The sequence below is a fragment of the Microbacterium sp. STF-2 genome, assembly GCF_034650155.1.
Taxonomy (GTDB): Bacteria; Actinomycetota; Actinomycetes; order Actinomycetales; family Microbacteriaceae; genus Microbacterium; species Microbacterium maritypicum_A.
Genome location: NZ_JARKMW010000001.1, coordinates 2,259,450 through 2,273,514, shown reverse-complemented (window position 1 = coordinate 2,273,514; position 14,065 = coordinate 2,259,450). Strand labels below are relative to the sequence as shown.

15 protein-coding genes are annotated in these 14,065 nt (G+C 69.9%); 6 read left to right on the top strand and 9 right to left on the bottom strand.

Going from position 1 to position 14,065, the window contains the following annotated elements; all coding sequences use genetic code 11:
* Position 1: 1 nt before the first annotated feature.
* Positions 2–1,717, bottom strand: a complete 1,716-nt coding sequence (locus MicroSTF_RS10980) for an AMP-binding protein (protein WP_322955566.1) — start codon at positions 1,715–1,717, stop codon at positions 2–4.
* 125 nt (positions 1,718–1,842) lie between these two features.
* Positions 1,843–2,310: an Lrp/AsnC family transcriptional regulator gene (locus MicroSTF_RS10975; protein ID WP_021201573.1), complete on the bottom strand. Its 468-nt coding sequence runs from the start codon at positions 2,308–2,310 to the stop codon at positions 1,843–1,845.
* Positions 2,311–2,422: 112 nt separating this feature from the next.
* On the opposite strand from MicroSTF_RS10975, the gene MicroSTF_RS10970 reads away from it, so the two are divergent.
* Positions 2,423–3,673 carry a trans-sulfuration enzyme family protein gene (locus MicroSTF_RS10970; RefSeq protein WP_021201574.1) on the top strand — a complete coding sequence of 417 codons (1,251 nt, stop codon included), beginning with the start codon at positions 2,423–2,425 and terminating at the stop codon, positions 3,671–3,673.
* A 28-nt stretch (positions 3,674–3,701) separates the two neighbouring features.
* On the opposite strand, the gene MicroSTF_RS10965 is transcribed toward MicroSTF_RS10970, so the two are convergent.
* Positions 3,702–4,175 carry an acyl-CoA thioesterase gene (locus MicroSTF_RS10965; protein ID WP_051671231.1) on the bottom strand — a complete coding sequence of 158 codons (474 nt, stop codon included), beginning with the start codon at positions 4,173–4,175 and terminating at the stop codon, positions 3,702–3,704.
* A 214-nt stretch (positions 4,176–4,389) separates the two neighbouring features.
* On the opposite strand from MicroSTF_RS10965, the gene MicroSTF_RS10960 reads away from it, so the two are divergent.
* From MicroSTF_RS10960 to MicroSTF_RS10950, 3 genes are all read left to right on the top strand, one after another.
* The gene (locus MicroSTF_RS10960) at positions 4,390–5,817 is read left to right on the top strand and encodes a hypothetical protein (protein ID WP_136024688.1); all 1,428 of its coding nucleotides are present in this window, start codon (positions 4,390–4,392) and stop codon (positions 5,815–5,817) included.
* A 187-nt stretch (positions 5,818–6,004) separates the two neighbouring features.
* Positions 6,005–6,619: a ClpP family protease gene (locus MicroSTF_RS10955; protein ID WP_021201577.1), complete on the top strand. Its 615-nt coding sequence runs from the start codon at positions 6,005–6,007 to the stop codon at positions 6,617–6,619.
* Positions 6,616–7,206 carry a ClpP family protease gene (locus MicroSTF_RS10950; RefSeq protein ID WP_322955562.1) on the top strand — a complete coding sequence of 197 codons (591 nt, stop codon included), beginning with the start codon at positions 6,616–6,618 and terminating at the stop codon, positions 7,204–7,206. Before MicroSTF_RS10955 ends, MicroSTF_RS10950 begins: the two co-directional genes overlap by 4 nt.
* A 111-nt stretch (positions 7,207–7,317) precedes the next feature.
* Here the strand turns inward: MicroSTF_RS10950 and MicroSTF_RS10945 are convergent, their stop codons facing one another.
* The 4 genes from MicroSTF_RS10945 to MicroSTF_RS10930 all read right to left on the bottom strand — a co-directional run bounded on the left by MicroSTF_RS10945 (position 7,318) and on the right by MicroSTF_RS10930 (position 9,880).
* On the bottom strand, positions 7,318–7,647 hold the full coding sequence (locus tag MicroSTF_RS10945) for a helix-turn-helix domain-containing protein (RefSeq protein WP_021201579.1): 330 nt from the start codon (positions 7,645–7,647) through the stop codon (positions 7,318–7,320).
* Positions 7,648–7,710: 63 nt separating this feature from the next.
* Positions 7,711–8,637 (bottom strand): helix-turn-helix transcriptional regulator, encoded by a 927-nt coding sequence (locus MicroSTF_RS10940; RefSeq protein ID WP_315068530.1) that lies wholly within the window; start codon positions 8,635–8,637, stop codon positions 7,711–7,713.
* Between the two features lie 71 nt (positions 8,638–8,708).
* Positions 8,709–9,182, bottom strand: a complete 474-nt coding sequence (locus tag MicroSTF_RS10935; RefSeq protein ID WP_136024686.1) for a MarR family winged helix-turn-helix transcriptional regulator — start codon at positions 9,180–9,182, stop codon at positions 8,709–8,711.
* Positions 9,183–9,220: 38 nt separating this feature from the next.
* On the bottom strand, positions 9,221–9,880 hold the full coding sequence (locus MicroSTF_RS10930; RefSeq protein WP_031208311.1) for a GTP cyclohydrolase II: 660 nt from the start codon (positions 9,878–9,880) through the stop codon (positions 9,221–9,223).
* Positions 9,881–10,009: 129 nt separating this feature from the next.
* Here MicroSTF_RS10930 and MicroSTF_RS10925 point away from each other — a divergent pair, with 129 nt between their 5' ends.
* A complete protein-coding gene (locus tag MicroSTF_RS10925) occupies positions 10,010–11,029 on the top strand; it encodes a zinc-dependent alcohol dehydrogenase family protein (RefSeq protein WP_136024685.1) in 1,020 nt (339 codons plus the stop codon).
* Here the strand turns inward: MicroSTF_RS10925 and MicroSTF_RS10920 are convergent.
* Positions 11,019–12,011 (bottom strand): DMT family transporter, encoded by a 993-nt coding sequence (locus MicroSTF_RS10920; RefSeq protein WP_322955554.1) that lies wholly within the window; start codon positions 12,009–12,011, stop codon positions 11,019–11,021. The two genes, MicroSTF_RS10925 and MicroSTF_RS10920, sit on opposite strands and share 11 nt — an antisense overlap.
* Before the next feature lie 119 nt (positions 12,012–12,130).
* Here MicroSTF_RS10920 and MicroSTF_RS10915 point away from each other — a divergent pair, with 119 nt between their 5' ends.
* Positions 12,131–12,970 (top strand): sulfurtransferase, encoded by an 840-nt coding sequence (locus MicroSTF_RS10915; protein ID WP_322955552.1) that lies wholly within the window; start codon positions 12,131–12,133, stop codon positions 12,968–12,970.
* Here the strand turns inward: MicroSTF_RS10915 and MicroSTF_RS10910 are convergent.
* A complete protein-coding gene (locus tag MicroSTF_RS10910) occupies positions 12,958–13,881 on the bottom strand; it encodes a hypothetical protein (protein WP_029260654.1) in 924 nt (307 codons plus the stop codon). The genes MicroSTF_RS10915 and MicroSTF_RS10910 overlap by 13 nt on opposite strands.
* Positions 13,882–14,065 lie beyond the last annotated feature (184 nt).

Here is a 14,065-nt window from a genome sequence, read left to right as displayed (position 1 = left end):
CTCAGCGGTAGTCACGGTCACGGTGCTGCCCGGCCTCGTCGCCGGACTGCACCCGCGCGGCTTCGCGTGCCCGCAGCTCGACGCGTCGGATCTTGCCGGAGATCGTCTTGGGGAGCTCGGGGACGAACTCGATGATCCGCACCCACAGATGCGATGACAACCGTTCGTGCGCGTGGGCGAAGATCGCGCGCGCCGCATCCGAACCGACGGCCGGAGCTTCCGGGGTCAGGCAGATATAGGCCTTCGGCACCGCCAGGCGCGTCGGATCGGGACTCGGGATCACCGCTGCCTCGATCACGAGGTCGTGCTCGAGCAGCACGGACTCGAGCTCGAAGGGCGAGATCTTGTAGTCGGAAGCCTTGAAAACATCGTCGGAGCGGCCGACATAGGTGAGATAGCCGTCGTCGTCGCGCACCGCGATGTCGCCCGTGTGGTGGTAGCCGCCCGTCCGTGACTCCGCGGTCTTCTCCGGGTCGTCGTAGTAGCCGGCCATGAGCCCGAGCGGCGGCTGCGACAGATCGAGCGCGATCTCACCCTCGTCCTGCCCCTCGGTGACTGCGCCGGTGACCGGGTCGAGCAGCACCACCGGATAACCGGGCAACGGGCGTCCCATCGAGCCGACCTTGACCGCCTGGCCGGGGGAGTTGCCGATGCACGCGGTCATCTCGGTCTGACCGAACCCGTCGCGGATCGTCCCGCCCCAGGCGTCACGCACCCGGTCGATGACCTCGGGGTTCAGCGGCTCGCCCGCGCCCACCAGTTCGCGCGGAGGGCGGGTGAGCCGGGCGAGATCGGCCTGGATCAGCATGCGCCACACCGTCGGCGGCGCACAGAACGTCGACACGTGGTGGGTGTCCATGACCTGCATGAGCGTGTTCGCGTCGAAGCGGGCGTAGTTGTAGACGAAGACGGTGGCCTCGGCCAGGAACGGCGAGTAGAAGCTGGACCACGCGTGCTTGGCCCAGCCGGGGGAGGAGATGTTGAGGTGCACGTCGTCGGGGCGCACCCCGAGCCACCACATGGTCGACAGGTGCCCGATCGGGTAGGAGGCGTGGGTGTGCTGCACGAGCTTCGGGCGGTTCGTCGTGCCCGAGGTGAAGTAGAGCAGCGCGGTGTCGGACGAGGGGGTCGGACCGTCGGGCTCGAAACCCGCCGGAGCGGCGGTGGAATCGGCGAAGCGTGCCCAGCCGGAGGAGATGTCGTCGCCGACGCCGATGCGCAGGATGCCGGGATCGATGTCGTCGAGGCGATCGGCGAGCGCTCCGAGAGTGATGACCGCCCGCGCGCGTCCGTGCTCGACGCGGTAGGCGAGGTCCGAAGCCGACAACAGGGTCGAGGTCGGGATCGACACGGCGCCGATCTTCGTGATCGCCAGCATCACCTCCCACAGCTCGATCGTGTTGTTCAACATCACGATCACGTGGTCGCCGCGACCGATGCCGAGCGTGCGGAGCCAGGAGGCGACCTGGTCGGATCGCGCCGAGAGCTGCCCGTAGGTCCAGGAGCGCAGGCTCAGGTCGGCCTCGACGATCTGCACCGCCGGGCGGTCGGGGTTCTCACTCGCGACCACGTCGAACCACTCCAACGCGAAGTTGAACTCGTCGACCTCCGGCCAGACGAATCCGTCGCGGGCCGCCGCATAGTCGGTGGCGTTCGCGAAGAGGAAGTCCCGCATCTCGCGGACGGTGTGCGTGGCGGCGGTGGCGCTGCGGCTCATGGTGCTCCCTTGCTCCTGGCGGGCGTGCCTTCCATCCTCGCGCACGCACCGACGCTCCGCTCGTTCCGGTCGCACTTCGTGCCGTCTGAAACGGAATCGGACGGCACGAAGTGCGACCGGAAGGGTCAGGTGGAGAGCACTCCCGGCCCGTCGCGCAGTTCGAACACGAGCTGGGTCTCGGTGCCGCGCACGACGGGGTGCACCGTGATGTGCTCGAGAACGATGTCGCGCAGGGCCGTCGCATCCTGCACGGCCACATGCACGAGGAAGTCGTCGACGCCGGCGACGTGGAACACCTGGAGGACGCGCGGGATGTCGACCAGGGCATCGAAGAGGGCCGTCACCTTGTCTCCTGTGTGGTTCGCCAGGCGCACCTTGATGATCGCCTGCAGCGGGAAACCCAGAGCGGCCCCGTCGACGCGGATGCGCGTGTCGCGGATCACTCCGCGCTCGCGCAGCGCCCGCACCCGATGTGCGCAGGTCGACTCGGCGAGGCCGAGGCGATGTGCGAGCGCCTTGTTCGTCGTCTCGGCGTCGCGGCTGAGCACCGCGAGCAGCTCGAGGTCGGTCTCGTCGAGTTGTGCTTTCGCCAACGGGGGGCCTCCTTGCCCTTCGGATCCTGCACAGGATAGCGTTCAGCGTCGAATTTCTGGCGGCTTCTGTCGAGTTCCTGCGGTTTCATCGTGATTCCGGCAACGTGGAGTCATGACTGCACCGCTGCATCCCGACACCGTCGCCGTCCACGGCGGCCGCTCCGACCTCGAGGGGCTCGGGGTCCACGCGCTGCCGATCGATCTGTCGACCACGAACCCGCTCCCGGACATCGAGCGCGGCGGCGACTCGTACGAGGCCATGGCGACGGGAGGGCGTCCTCCGGCGGACGGCAGCATGGTCTACGCGCGACTGTGGAACCCCACGGTCGCCCGCTTCGAGGAGGCACTCGCCGAGCTCGAGCACGCCGAGGCCGCGGTCGCCTTCGCCTCGGGCATGGCCGCGATGACGGCCGTGATCCTGGCGCACACGGGAGCGACCGGGGCGCGCCACGTCGTCGCGGTGCGTCCGCTCTACGGGGGGACCGACCATCTGCTCGGCTCCGGCCTGCTCGGCGTCGAGACCACCTACTGTCGCCCCGATGAGGTCGCGGCGGCCGTGCGCCCCGACACCGGCCTCGTCGTGGTGGAGACCCCGGCGAACCCCACCCTCGACATCGCCGACATCGCCGACGTCGTGCGCCAGGCCGGCACGGTGCCGGTCGTCGTCGACAACACGTTCGCGACCCCGGTGCTGCAGAATCCGATCGACCTCGGGGCGGCGATGTCTCTGCACAGCGCCACCAAGTACCTGGGCGGGCACGGCGATGTGATCGCCGGCGTCGTCGCGTGCAGCGAGGAGACGGCGGAGGCTCTGCGCCGCGTGCGGGCGGTGACGGGAGGGCTGCTGCATCCGCTCGGGGCCTATCTGCTGCACCGCGGCCTCACGACCCTCCCCGTGCGGGTGCGGCACCAGCAGGAGAGTGCGCGGCGGATCGTGCAGTGGCTCATCGATCGCCCCGAGGTCGCCGAGGTGTTCTACCCGGGACTCGACGGCGACCCGCGCGGCATCCTGGAACGGCAGATGCGCGGTACCGGCGCGATGATCGCGATGCGCATGCGCGGGGGTTTCGCCGCGGCCTCTGCGGTCACCACCGCGACCGCACTGTTCACGCACGCGGTGTCGCTCGGCGGAGTGGACTCGCTGATCCAGCATCCGGCGGCGCTCACGCATCGGCCTGTCCCTCCCGAAGCGCGTCCGGCAGCCGACGTGCTGCGTCTGTCGATCGGTTTGGAGGATGTCGACGACCTCATCGCCGACCTCGCCCAGGCGTTCGCCGGCGTTCCGGCCTTCGAGGTCGATGCGCCCCTCTCCGACCGGGTCACCTCCTCGCGCGCGGCACACCGGGGGGCAGTTCGCGCCTGAGGAGGTGGCTCGGCGTTCCTGTGGCGGATCAGAGGGAGGGGAGCCGGATCGTGCCGGTGGCGATGCGCTCGGTCGGCATCCGGTCGCGGTCGTAGGTGATCTCCGTATAGCCGTGCGGGGTCGGCATCCCATCGTCGTCGAGGCTGACGAACACGATCTTCTCGATCGTGAGGATGCGCTTGCGCGTGATCATGTTCCTGGCCACCGCGCGCATGGTGAGCGACGTCGTGCCGAAGTGCGTGGCCTGCAGGCCGATCTCGATCAGATCGCCCTGCACGGCCGAGGCCTCGAAGTTGATCTCCGAGATGTGCTTGGTGACGGCACGGTAGTTGCCGAGCTGGACGATCGCATAGATCGCCGCTTCTTCATCGATCCACTTCAGCAGGCTGCCGCCGAACAATGAACCGTTCGCGTTGAGGTCCTCCGGACGCACCCACTTGCGCGTGCGGAAATTGAGTCCGTCCTCCGACCACTGCCACGCCGGTGCCTTCTGCTTCGCCATGGGCACGAGGCTAGGCGGGTCGTGAGTCCGCGATGTTACGGCCCCTTTTCGCGCAGGGCACAGGGGCCTGGCACCCCCGTTTGTGCACTAGCCACAAGAAACTGAGTTTCATCGGTGCTGAGACTTGGTTTCGAGCGGCAAATCCGGGGGTCGCGAGTCGGGGTGCCCATACAGTCGCCGGTGGCAACGACGCCACTGACCCCGGGAGTCCTCAATGACGAGTACCACGCCCCACTCGCACGGAATCGGCATGCGCATCGCCGTGATCGTGCTCAGCCTGCTGCTGGCCGCGATGGTGATCCTGTTCTTCGCGACGACGAGCAAGATCGCCGCCGGTGCCTCCGAGCTCGCCGACGGAACGACGTCCGCGAAAGACGGATCGGCCGACCTCGCTGCCGGTGCCGCAGACCTCTCGGCCGGTGCGTCGCAGCTCGCCACGGGGACAGGTGTCCTCTCCGCGGGCGCGGCCAGCGCGCAGGAGGGCTCCCAGAAGTTGAGCGACGGGGCCACGACGGCGGCGAGCGGTGCCATGAGCCTGGCCGACGGCGCGAGCAGCCTCGCCGCCGGCGCATCGACCGCGGCAGCCGGTGCCGGCAAGGTCAGCGGGGGAGCCCAGAGCGCGCTCGCCGGGGCTCAGGAGCTCTCGACGAAGATGGCGCAGGCGGATGCCGGGGCGCAGACGCTGGCAGCGGGAGTGTCGACCCTGGCCGCCGGAGTCAACGGAGCGCACGCGTACGCCGGGCAGGTACTGGCGGGTGCGAGCGCGCTCAGCGGCACGCTCGGCACGAAGGTCGACGCGAACGTGATCGCTCTCGCGCAGCCCGAAGCGAAGAGCCTCCTGCAGGGAGTGGCCGCTACGGCGCCAGGGCATTCGCAGCAGCTCGCCGATGCTCTCGCCGGGATGCTCGCCGCCGACCCGAAGAACCCGCAGCTCCAGGCGCTCGCCGGCCTGGCTGCCGGCGTCGATCAGGAGGTCGACGCGATGGCTCCCGTGGCGGCCAAGGGGTCCGACCTCGCCCAGGGGCTCGTCGCCGCCGCCGGCGGGTCGGCGAAGGTCACGGCCGGGGTCAACGGCCTCATCAACGGCGACGTCGCGAACAAGTGGCCGGGCACCGTGGCGCTGGTCGCTCCCCAGGGGGCGCCGGCCCTCGTCGCGGGCGCGCAGTCCCTGCACTCCGGCACGTCGCAGCTCTCGGCCGGCGCCGCCACGCTGGCCGCCGGGCTGCAGACGCTCTCCACCGGGGCCTCCTCCCTCTCCTCCGGCACGGCGAACCTCAGCGCGGGCGCAACCCGCCTGAACGACGGCGCCAGCACGCTCGCCACCGGCGTCGGTGCGCTGCAGGCCGGGGCCGGCGACCTCAACATCGGCATCGAGAAGCTCTCCGCCGGCGCGGCGACGGTCGCGGACGGCTCCGGCGATCTCGCGGACGGCGGCGACAAGCTCGAGGCCGGGGCCGCCGACCTCGCCGCGGGGAACGGGTTGATCGCCGACGGCTCCGACACCCTCGCCACCGCCACCGCGGGGGCCGCGCCCTCGATGCTGCCGTGGATCCTCGGCATCGCCCTGGCCGGGCTGATCGCGATCGGCTTCTGGGTCGGTCACCGCATCTCCCATCGGCGCTCACTGGCCCTCGCCGCCTGATCCGCGTCCGCTCACCCCACCCGCCTCCATCCCCACCCGAGGGCCTGGGCGGATGCCTCCCCACCGGCATCCGCCCAGGAACTCGCATCTGCCCGCATCCGCTCGCATCTGCCCGCATCCGCTGACGGCAGAGCCGCCCAGGGCAGAATCCGCTCCGCACGCCTGCGGGGCGACAGAGGCTGGGGGCATGAGCGAAGACAACCCCATCCCGCAGTTCGGTCCCGAAGCCCGCCGCGCACTGTTCCACGAGCGGGTGCTCGTGCTCGACGGCGCTCTCGACGACGACAACGGCACGCTGCTGATGACCCAGCTGCTCGCGCTGTCGGCCGAGGACCCCGTCGCCGACATCGCGCTGTGGATCCACTCGCCCGGCGGCTCCGTGCCGTCGATGCTGGCCATCCGAGACATCATGCGGCTGATCCCCAACGACGTCGCCACCCTCGCCCTCGGACTCGCCTGCAGCGCCGGACAGTTCCTGCTCTCCGCCGGCACCCCCGGCAAGAGACGGGCGCTGCCGCACGCACGCATCCTGATGCATCAGGGTTCCGCGGGCATCGGCGGATCCGCGGGCGAGCTCGAGACGCAGGCCGACGACCTGCGGCATATGCGCGACACCGTGCTCGGCCTCATCTCCGACGACACGGGCCAGCCCATCGCGCGCATCTTCGAGGATTCCCTTCACGACCGCTGGTACACCGCGGTGCAGGCGCAGGACTACGGCTTCATCGACGGCATCGTGGCCTCGATCGCCGAGGTGATGCCGCGACGTCGCGCGCGCGTCGGACTGGGGGCGGACGCATGAGCGGCTACACGATCCCGAACGTCATCGCGCAGCATCCCCGAGGCGAGCGCATCATGGACGTCTATTCGCACCTGCTCGCGGAGCGGGTCATCTACCTCGGCACGGGCATCGATGCGGGGGTCGCGAACGCCCTCATCGCGCAGCTGCTGCATCTCGACGCGGACAGCCCCGACTCCGGCATCCAGTTCTACATCAACAGCGAGGGCGGCGATCCGGGCGCAGCGCTCGCGATCTACGACACCATGCAGCACATCCGTCCCGGCGTCGCGACCACCTGCGTCGGGCAGGCCATCGGACCGGCAGCACTCCTCGTCGCTGCCGGAGATCCGGGTGCGCGGGCCGCCCTCGCCCATGCGCGCATCGTGCTGCACCAGCCGGCCGGACAGTCCCGGGGTGCGATCCCCGACCTGATCCTCGCGGCCGACGAGGTGGTGCGGGTGCGCTCCGACATGGAGGAGATCCTGGCCAGGCACAGCGGCCGGACGGTCGCGGAGCTCCGGGTCGACACCGATCGCGACCGGGTGTTCACCGCCGCCGCCGCCCTCGACTACGGGCTGGTCGACACGGTGCTGGGAGCGCGGAGCTGATCTGCAGTCCGGGCTCGCGGACGGATGCATGAGCGGCGGACGACTGCATGACCGGTGCGATGCCTGTGGTCATGCATCCGTCCGTCGATCATGCAGATGACGGCTCCGGGATCACGCGGCGAGGGCGAACGCGCCACGCGAAGGTGCCGTCGATCGCAGACTGTCGGCAACGTCGCTCGTCAGCTCGACGAGGCTCGTGTCGAGGGCTCCGGCGATCGCGGCGATCATCTCGCTCGACGGCTCCTTCAATCCACGCTCGACCTCGGAGAGGTACTGCGGCGAGACACCGGCCTTGTCGGCGGTCTCGGAGAGGGTCTCCTCGCGGTCGTGACGTCGGCGGCGCAGCTGGTCACCCAGCAGGTGTCTCCACAGGGGCTCGGGATCGCTCGGGCGGGGGCGTTCGGAGCGAGGGGTGCGCGGGAATGCGAGGATGTCGGCCATGCCTCACGATAATCCGCGGCATCCGGCGGCTTCGAGCGGTTCTGCTCAGAGCAGAACCGTGGTTCAGCAGTCTGCGCGCCCCGAGGTGTGATCGGGAGTGGGAGTGCGATCGGGAGCGGGCTCGGGCTCCGCGGCGACAGATGCGGCCGCATCCGTCGCCGCCCAGCTGGCGAGCATCCGCAGCTTGTCCGCCGACGCCGTGCCCGGCTCCGCGGTATAGGTCGACAGGTGGAGTCCCGGATCGGCCGGCAGCTCGAACGCCTCGTAGGTCAGCTCCATCTCTCCGACGATCGGATGCGCGATGCGCTTCACGCCCGTGCGGTGGAAGCGCACGTTGTGGGCGGCCCACAGGGTGCGGAACCGCTCGCTCCGCGTCGAGAGTTCGCCGACGAGATCGGTGAGCTTCCGATCGAACGGATTGCGGCCGGCCTCACCGCGCATCGCCGCGACGAGCTCCTGCGTGTTGCGGTCCCACTCCGGGTAGAACTCCTGCGCCACCGGATCGAGGAACGCGAAGCGGGCGCTGTTGGGCTGCGGCTGCGCGAACACCGGCGCGTAGAGGGCACGGCCCAGGGCGTTCCCGGCCAGGTAGTCGAAGTAGTTGTTGCGCACGATCGCCGGCGCCTCGGTCATGGCATCGAGCAGGCGGAGGATGCTCGCACGCAGCTCCGTGGCCTTCTTCCGCGGCGTGCGTGCGACCGGCGAGGCGTTCGCGGTGCGGGCGAGGTCGAACAGGTGCGCGGTCTCGGCCTCGTCCAGCTGGAGCGCGCGGGCGAGGGCGTCGAGCACGCTGTCGGACGCGCCGGACAGGTCGCCGCGCTCGAGCCGCGTGTAGTAGTCCACGCTGACACCCGCGAGGAGCGAGACCTCCTCGCGGCGCAGGCCCGGTACGCGGCGGTTGCCCCCGAATGCGGGGAGGCCTGCCTGATCGGGGGTGATGCGTGCGCGCCTCGTGGAGAGGAACTCGCGCACCTCGCTGCGGGTGTCCATGCCTTCGACGGTACGCGCTCAGCGACCGTGGAGGGAGGTACTGGCGGTACCGGTGACCGATCCGCGACGCCTCACAGTGCCGCGGTCACCCCGGGCAGCAGCTTGCCGAGGATCGCCCCCAACTGTTCGCGCTCCTGTACGGTGAGCGGATCGAGCACGAGCTCCCGCACCTGCTCGACGTGCACGGGGGCGGCCGTGCGCAGCATCTCCCGTCCGGCCGGAGTCAGTGCGGCCGAGAGGGTGCGCTTGTCGGACCCGCACGAGGTGCGGGTGACCCAGCCGCGTTCCTCGAGAGAATCCAGAGCGTGGCTCAGGCGGGAACGGCTGAGGCCGGCGATGCGGGCGAGCTCGGTCATGGTGACGGCGCTCTCACCCTGACCTGCCAGGGTGACGAGGATCGCGTATCGGGCGTGGTTGAGCCCGACCTCTTCCTTCAGCGTGCGATCGAGCACCTGCGGCAGCAGCTGGACGAACCGGATGACGGGGAGCCAGGTCTCCATCTCGGTGTCGTCGAGGCGACGCGGATGCTGCTGCTCCGCCGTCATGCTGTCCTCCTGGGTGTCACTCGGGTATCCCGCGGGTGTCACGCTGCCGACAGGTCGAGCGTGTGCGCCGTGTGGTCGCGCTTCGCCTGCAGGTAGCGGGTGTTCGCTTCAGACAGGTGCACCTCGGTGCGCACGCGCTCGGTGACGCGGATGCCGAGCGCTTCGAGCTGCACGGCCTTGTCGGGGTTGTTGCTCAGCAGGCGGATGCCGTCGACGCCCAGCGCGTTCAGCATCTGGGCGGCCACCGTGTAGTCGCGCTCATCTTCGCCGTGGCCCAGGGCGACGTTCGCCTCGTACGTGTCGAGGCCCGCGTCCTGCAGCGCGTAGGCATCGAGCTTGGCGTACAGGCCGATGCCGCGGCCCTCCTGGCGGAGGTAGAGCAAAAACCCGCCCTCGTCGGCGATGCGCTCGACGGCTTCGCGCAGCTGGGGGCCGCAGTCGCAGCGCTCGGACCCGAACACGTCGCCGGTGAGGCATTCGCTGTGCGGACGGACGAGCGGCGCGTCCCCGCCGTCTATCGCGCGTTCGAGTGCGGCGCGCCAGTCGCCGAGCCCGAGCAGCAGGTGCTCGCGGCCGTCGACGAGGCCGTCGAAGGTGACCACGTCGGCGGTCGTGGAGAAGCCGTCGCCGAAGCGCAGCGGCACGCGGACGCGAGTGCGTTCCGTGGCGACCGGAGCGACGGTTGAAGTTTCAATCATGTCGGGTGCAACGCGGCGCTCGGCGGACTATTCCCGGATCCCAGGATTTCGGAGGGGTTCCGTCAGAACCTCCCATCCGCGAGGGATTCGGTGTGGACTGGAGTCCACGCGACAGAAGGAGCAACACGAATGCGCGGAGTAGTCATGCACGCCCCCGGAGACGTCCGGGTCGAAGAGCGCGAGAAGCCCACCATCTCCCGGCCGACCGATGCGGTGATCCGCATCGCCGCAACCTGCATCTGCGGCTCGGACCTGTGGCCCTACCGCGGTGCCAACGACGTCGACCACGCGCCGATGGGGCACGAGTACGTCGGCGTGGTCGAGGAGATCGGCGCCGAGGTGCAGACGCTGCGGGTCGGCGACTTCGTCGTCGGATCCTTCATGGCGTCGGACAACACGTGCGAGATCTGTCAGGCGGGGTACCAGTCCCGCTGCGTGCACGTGGTGCCGATGGGGCGCTACGGCACGCAGGCCGAGTACTCGCTCGTCCCGCACGCCGACGGCACGCTGGTCGTCACGCCCGGCCGGCCCGACGCCGATCTGATCCCCTCACTGCTCGCCGCGTCCGACGTCCTCGGCACGGGATGGTTCGCAGCCGTGGCCGCCGAGGTCGGACCGGGGAAGACCGTCGCCGTGGTCGGCGACGGCGCGGTCGGGCTCCTCGGGATCCTCGCCGCACGGGAGCTCGGTGCCGAGCGCATCATCGCGATGAGCCGGCACGCCGATCGGCAGGCGCTGGCGCGCGAGTTCGGCGCGACCGACATCGTCTCCGAACGCGGGGATGAGGGAGTGGCCCGCATCAAGGAACTCACGAACGGTCTCGGTGCGCATTCGGTGATCGAGGCCGTCGGCACCCAGGAGTCGATGATGCAGGCGATCCGCTCCACCCGCCCCGGAGGTCACGTCGGCTTCGTCGGCGTCTCTCACGACGTGGCGCTGCCCGGCGAGGAGCTGTTCTACTCCGGCGTGCACCTGCACGGCGGGCCCGCTCCGGTGCGCCGCTTCCTCCCCGAGCTGATCCAGCTCATCTGGGACCGGAAGATCGACCCGGGCAAGGTGTTCGACCTCACCCTTCCGCTCGAAGAAGCCGCCGAGGGCTATCGGGCCATGGACGAGCGCCGCGCCACGAAGGTGCTGCTCACGGTGTGACCTCGCGGCGGGCGGAGATCTCCGTGTCGGGCGGAGATTCGACAGGAGATTCTCCGCCCATGGCGTGGTTCTCCTCCCGAGCCTGCGGTGATGTTTGTGGCTGTGCCCTGCGCCGCACGATCCTCAACTCGCTCGCGAGGATGCCGAGCACGACGAGCGCTCCGCCCACGAGCGCGGTCGCGGGCAGGCGTTCACCGGCGATGCGTCCGATGACTCCTGCCCACACCGGTTCCCCGGCGTAGATGATCGTCGCGCGGGTGGGGGAGACCGACTTCTGGGCCCAGTTCATCGTCAACTGGATCAGGCAGCTCGCCGCTCCCAGGCCGACCGCACAGCCGACCCAGATCCACGAGAACTCCGGCACGCCCTCGCCGACCACCGGCATCGTGAGCAGTCCCAGCGCTCCCGCGGTGAGCAGCTGCACCACGGTGATGCGTCCGAGGTCGATCTTCCCGGCGAAGAGGCTGATCAGGATGATCTCGGCGGCGATCGGCAGCGTGCTGATCATGGTCGCGATCTCGCCTGCGCCGAGAGTCAGCGCGAAGGCATCGGGGCCGGCGATGAACAGCAGCCCGACGAAGGCCAGACCTGCCCCGACGAACGCCATGGCGGGCGGGCGCTTGCGGAACACGGCCCACTGCGCCAGCGGCACCAGCGGCACGTACATCGCGGTGATGAAGGCCGAGGTGCTGCTGTCGATGGTCTGCAGCCCCAGCGTCTGGAGGCCGTAGCCGAGGTAGATCATCACCCCGATCGCGACGCCCGCGCCGACATCGCGCCAGCGGATGCCGCGCAGCACGCGTCGGAAGATCACGACGCTGATCAGTCCCGCGATGAGGAACCGGATGCCGACGAAGAACCAGGGTCCGGAGTGCTCCATCGCCCAATGCACGAGCAGGAACGTGCCGCCCCAGACGGCGGTGATCGCGATGAGCGCGGCTTCCTGCGGTCGGAACCGCATCCAGCGGAGACGAGAGGGCATCGTTGGCCCTTTCTCGACGTTGCCGGATCGAGCCTAGTGCGCCGGACCCGTCGCTCGGATCGTGACGGAAGAAGACGATGGCGCACCGGACGCCGCCGCCGACTCGGTAGCCTCGCAGCATGAGCGACTTCGTGAGTGCCGTCGAACTGAACGACCTGCTGACCCGGGGTGCACCGGTGCGCGTGATCGACGTGCGGTGGCGCCTGGATCGTCCGGAGGCCGGGCACGACGACTACCTCACCGGGCACATCCCGGGCGCCGTGTTCGCCGCGCTCGACACCGAGCTCTCCACCCATGGCGAGCCGTCGGAGGGACGGCACCCGTTGCCGTCGACGGCCACCCTCCAGGACGCGGCGCGTCGGTGGGGCGTGCGTGCGGGCGACACGGTGGTCGCCTACGACGACTTCAAGGGGATCGCGGCCGCCCGTGCCTGGTGGCTGCTGCGTCAGGCCGGCGTCGATGTGCGGGTGCTCGCCGGCGGCATCCGCGGGTGGAAGGATGAGGGCTTCGCCGTCGCGACCGATGATGTGGCGCCGGATCGTGGCGATGTCGTCCTCACGGAGATCGGTGAGGATGCGCTGACGATCGACGAGGCCGCCGCGTTCCCGGCATCCGGTGTCCTGGTGGATGTGCGGGCCCCCGAACGCTACCGCGGCGAGACCGAGCCGCTCGATCCCGCGGCAGGACACATCCCCGGCGCACGCAACCTGCCCACCCTGCTGCATCTGGACGCCACAGGCCGCATCCTCGACCGGGAGACCGTGCTGGCGAACTTCGCCGAGATCGGCGTCACGCCGGGCACGGCCGTCGCGGCATACTGCGGTTCCGGCGTGACGGCCGCGCACACCGCCCTGGTCCTGCATGAGGTCGGCATCGAGGCGAAGGTCTTCCCCGGGTCGTGGAGCCAGTGGTCGAACACCCCCGGCCGACCGGTCGCGACCGGAGATCAGCCCGGCTGATCCTCCCGGGGGCCATAGCCCCAGTGCAGTCCGAGGGCGCCGGGGCCGAAAGCCCGGCGCACCAGATGCACCGACGTTCCCCGGGGCGGCGGCAGCGGCGTCATGATGACCCCGTCCGGTGTCTCGAGGTGCTCCTCGCACCAGTCAGGGATCGCGTCCGGATGGAAGCGTGTCCACACCAGCAGCTCTCTGGCCTTCTGCGCCAGGGCGTGGCCGGTGTCGCGCGTCGCGGGGTAGTCGGGCGGGTACTCCACCGACCACTCCACCATCGCCGTCTCCGGCGCGGTCAGCGGCACATCGAGCTCGAACAGCACCCCGTGCACCTCGCCGTCGGGGTGGGAGTAGCGCGCGGCGATCCGGCCCCCTGCCACCGCCTTCAGCAGAGGTGCGGGGGTGCGCACCCCGGGGGTGATCTCGAGGAAGGGGATCGCCGTGATCGTGCCGACCGTGGACTGCACGATGCTGCGCGTGATGCTGAATGCGACGTTGCCGTCCGCGCCGACATCGGTCACCGAATGCGTCGTGAGCTCGCGGGAGGTGTCGGGGTAGGAGGCGCCGAGCGCGCGGAAGGCGTCGATCACCGCCAACTCGAGCTCTTCCTCGTCGATCGGGAACTGGTTGGGTCCGAGCGGACCTGTGCGGTTCGTCGATCGGAGCAGTCTGCTCAGCGCCCCCGTGTCGAGTCCGAGGAGTTCCTCGATGTCGCTGAGCGCGGCGAGCGACTGCGCCCCCTCCGGCCGTCGCGCGCCGGATCGCCAGTAGCTCAGCGTGGCCATCGACACGCGGTTCCCGCGCGCCTTGAGCTGACGCTGCAGCCACGACAGCGTCACCGGCTTCGCGTTTATCGCGTCGCGCAGGGCGTTCGCGAAGTCATCGGGTTCGGCTCTGCGCGCGTCATCTTCGAAACTCATCACAGATCCCCTCCGGTATGTGAAGATCAGCGCCTTAGAGTGAGCATACGACCGCACGCGCGTACCTCAGGGGACCGGGTGGGCATGTGGGGTCACTTGGCCGTCTTCGCAGGCAGGGTGCCCGACCCTGCGATCACCGGCCTGACGCAGTGATGCCCCCTTGCTGCGTATGTCGTGAAGCCCG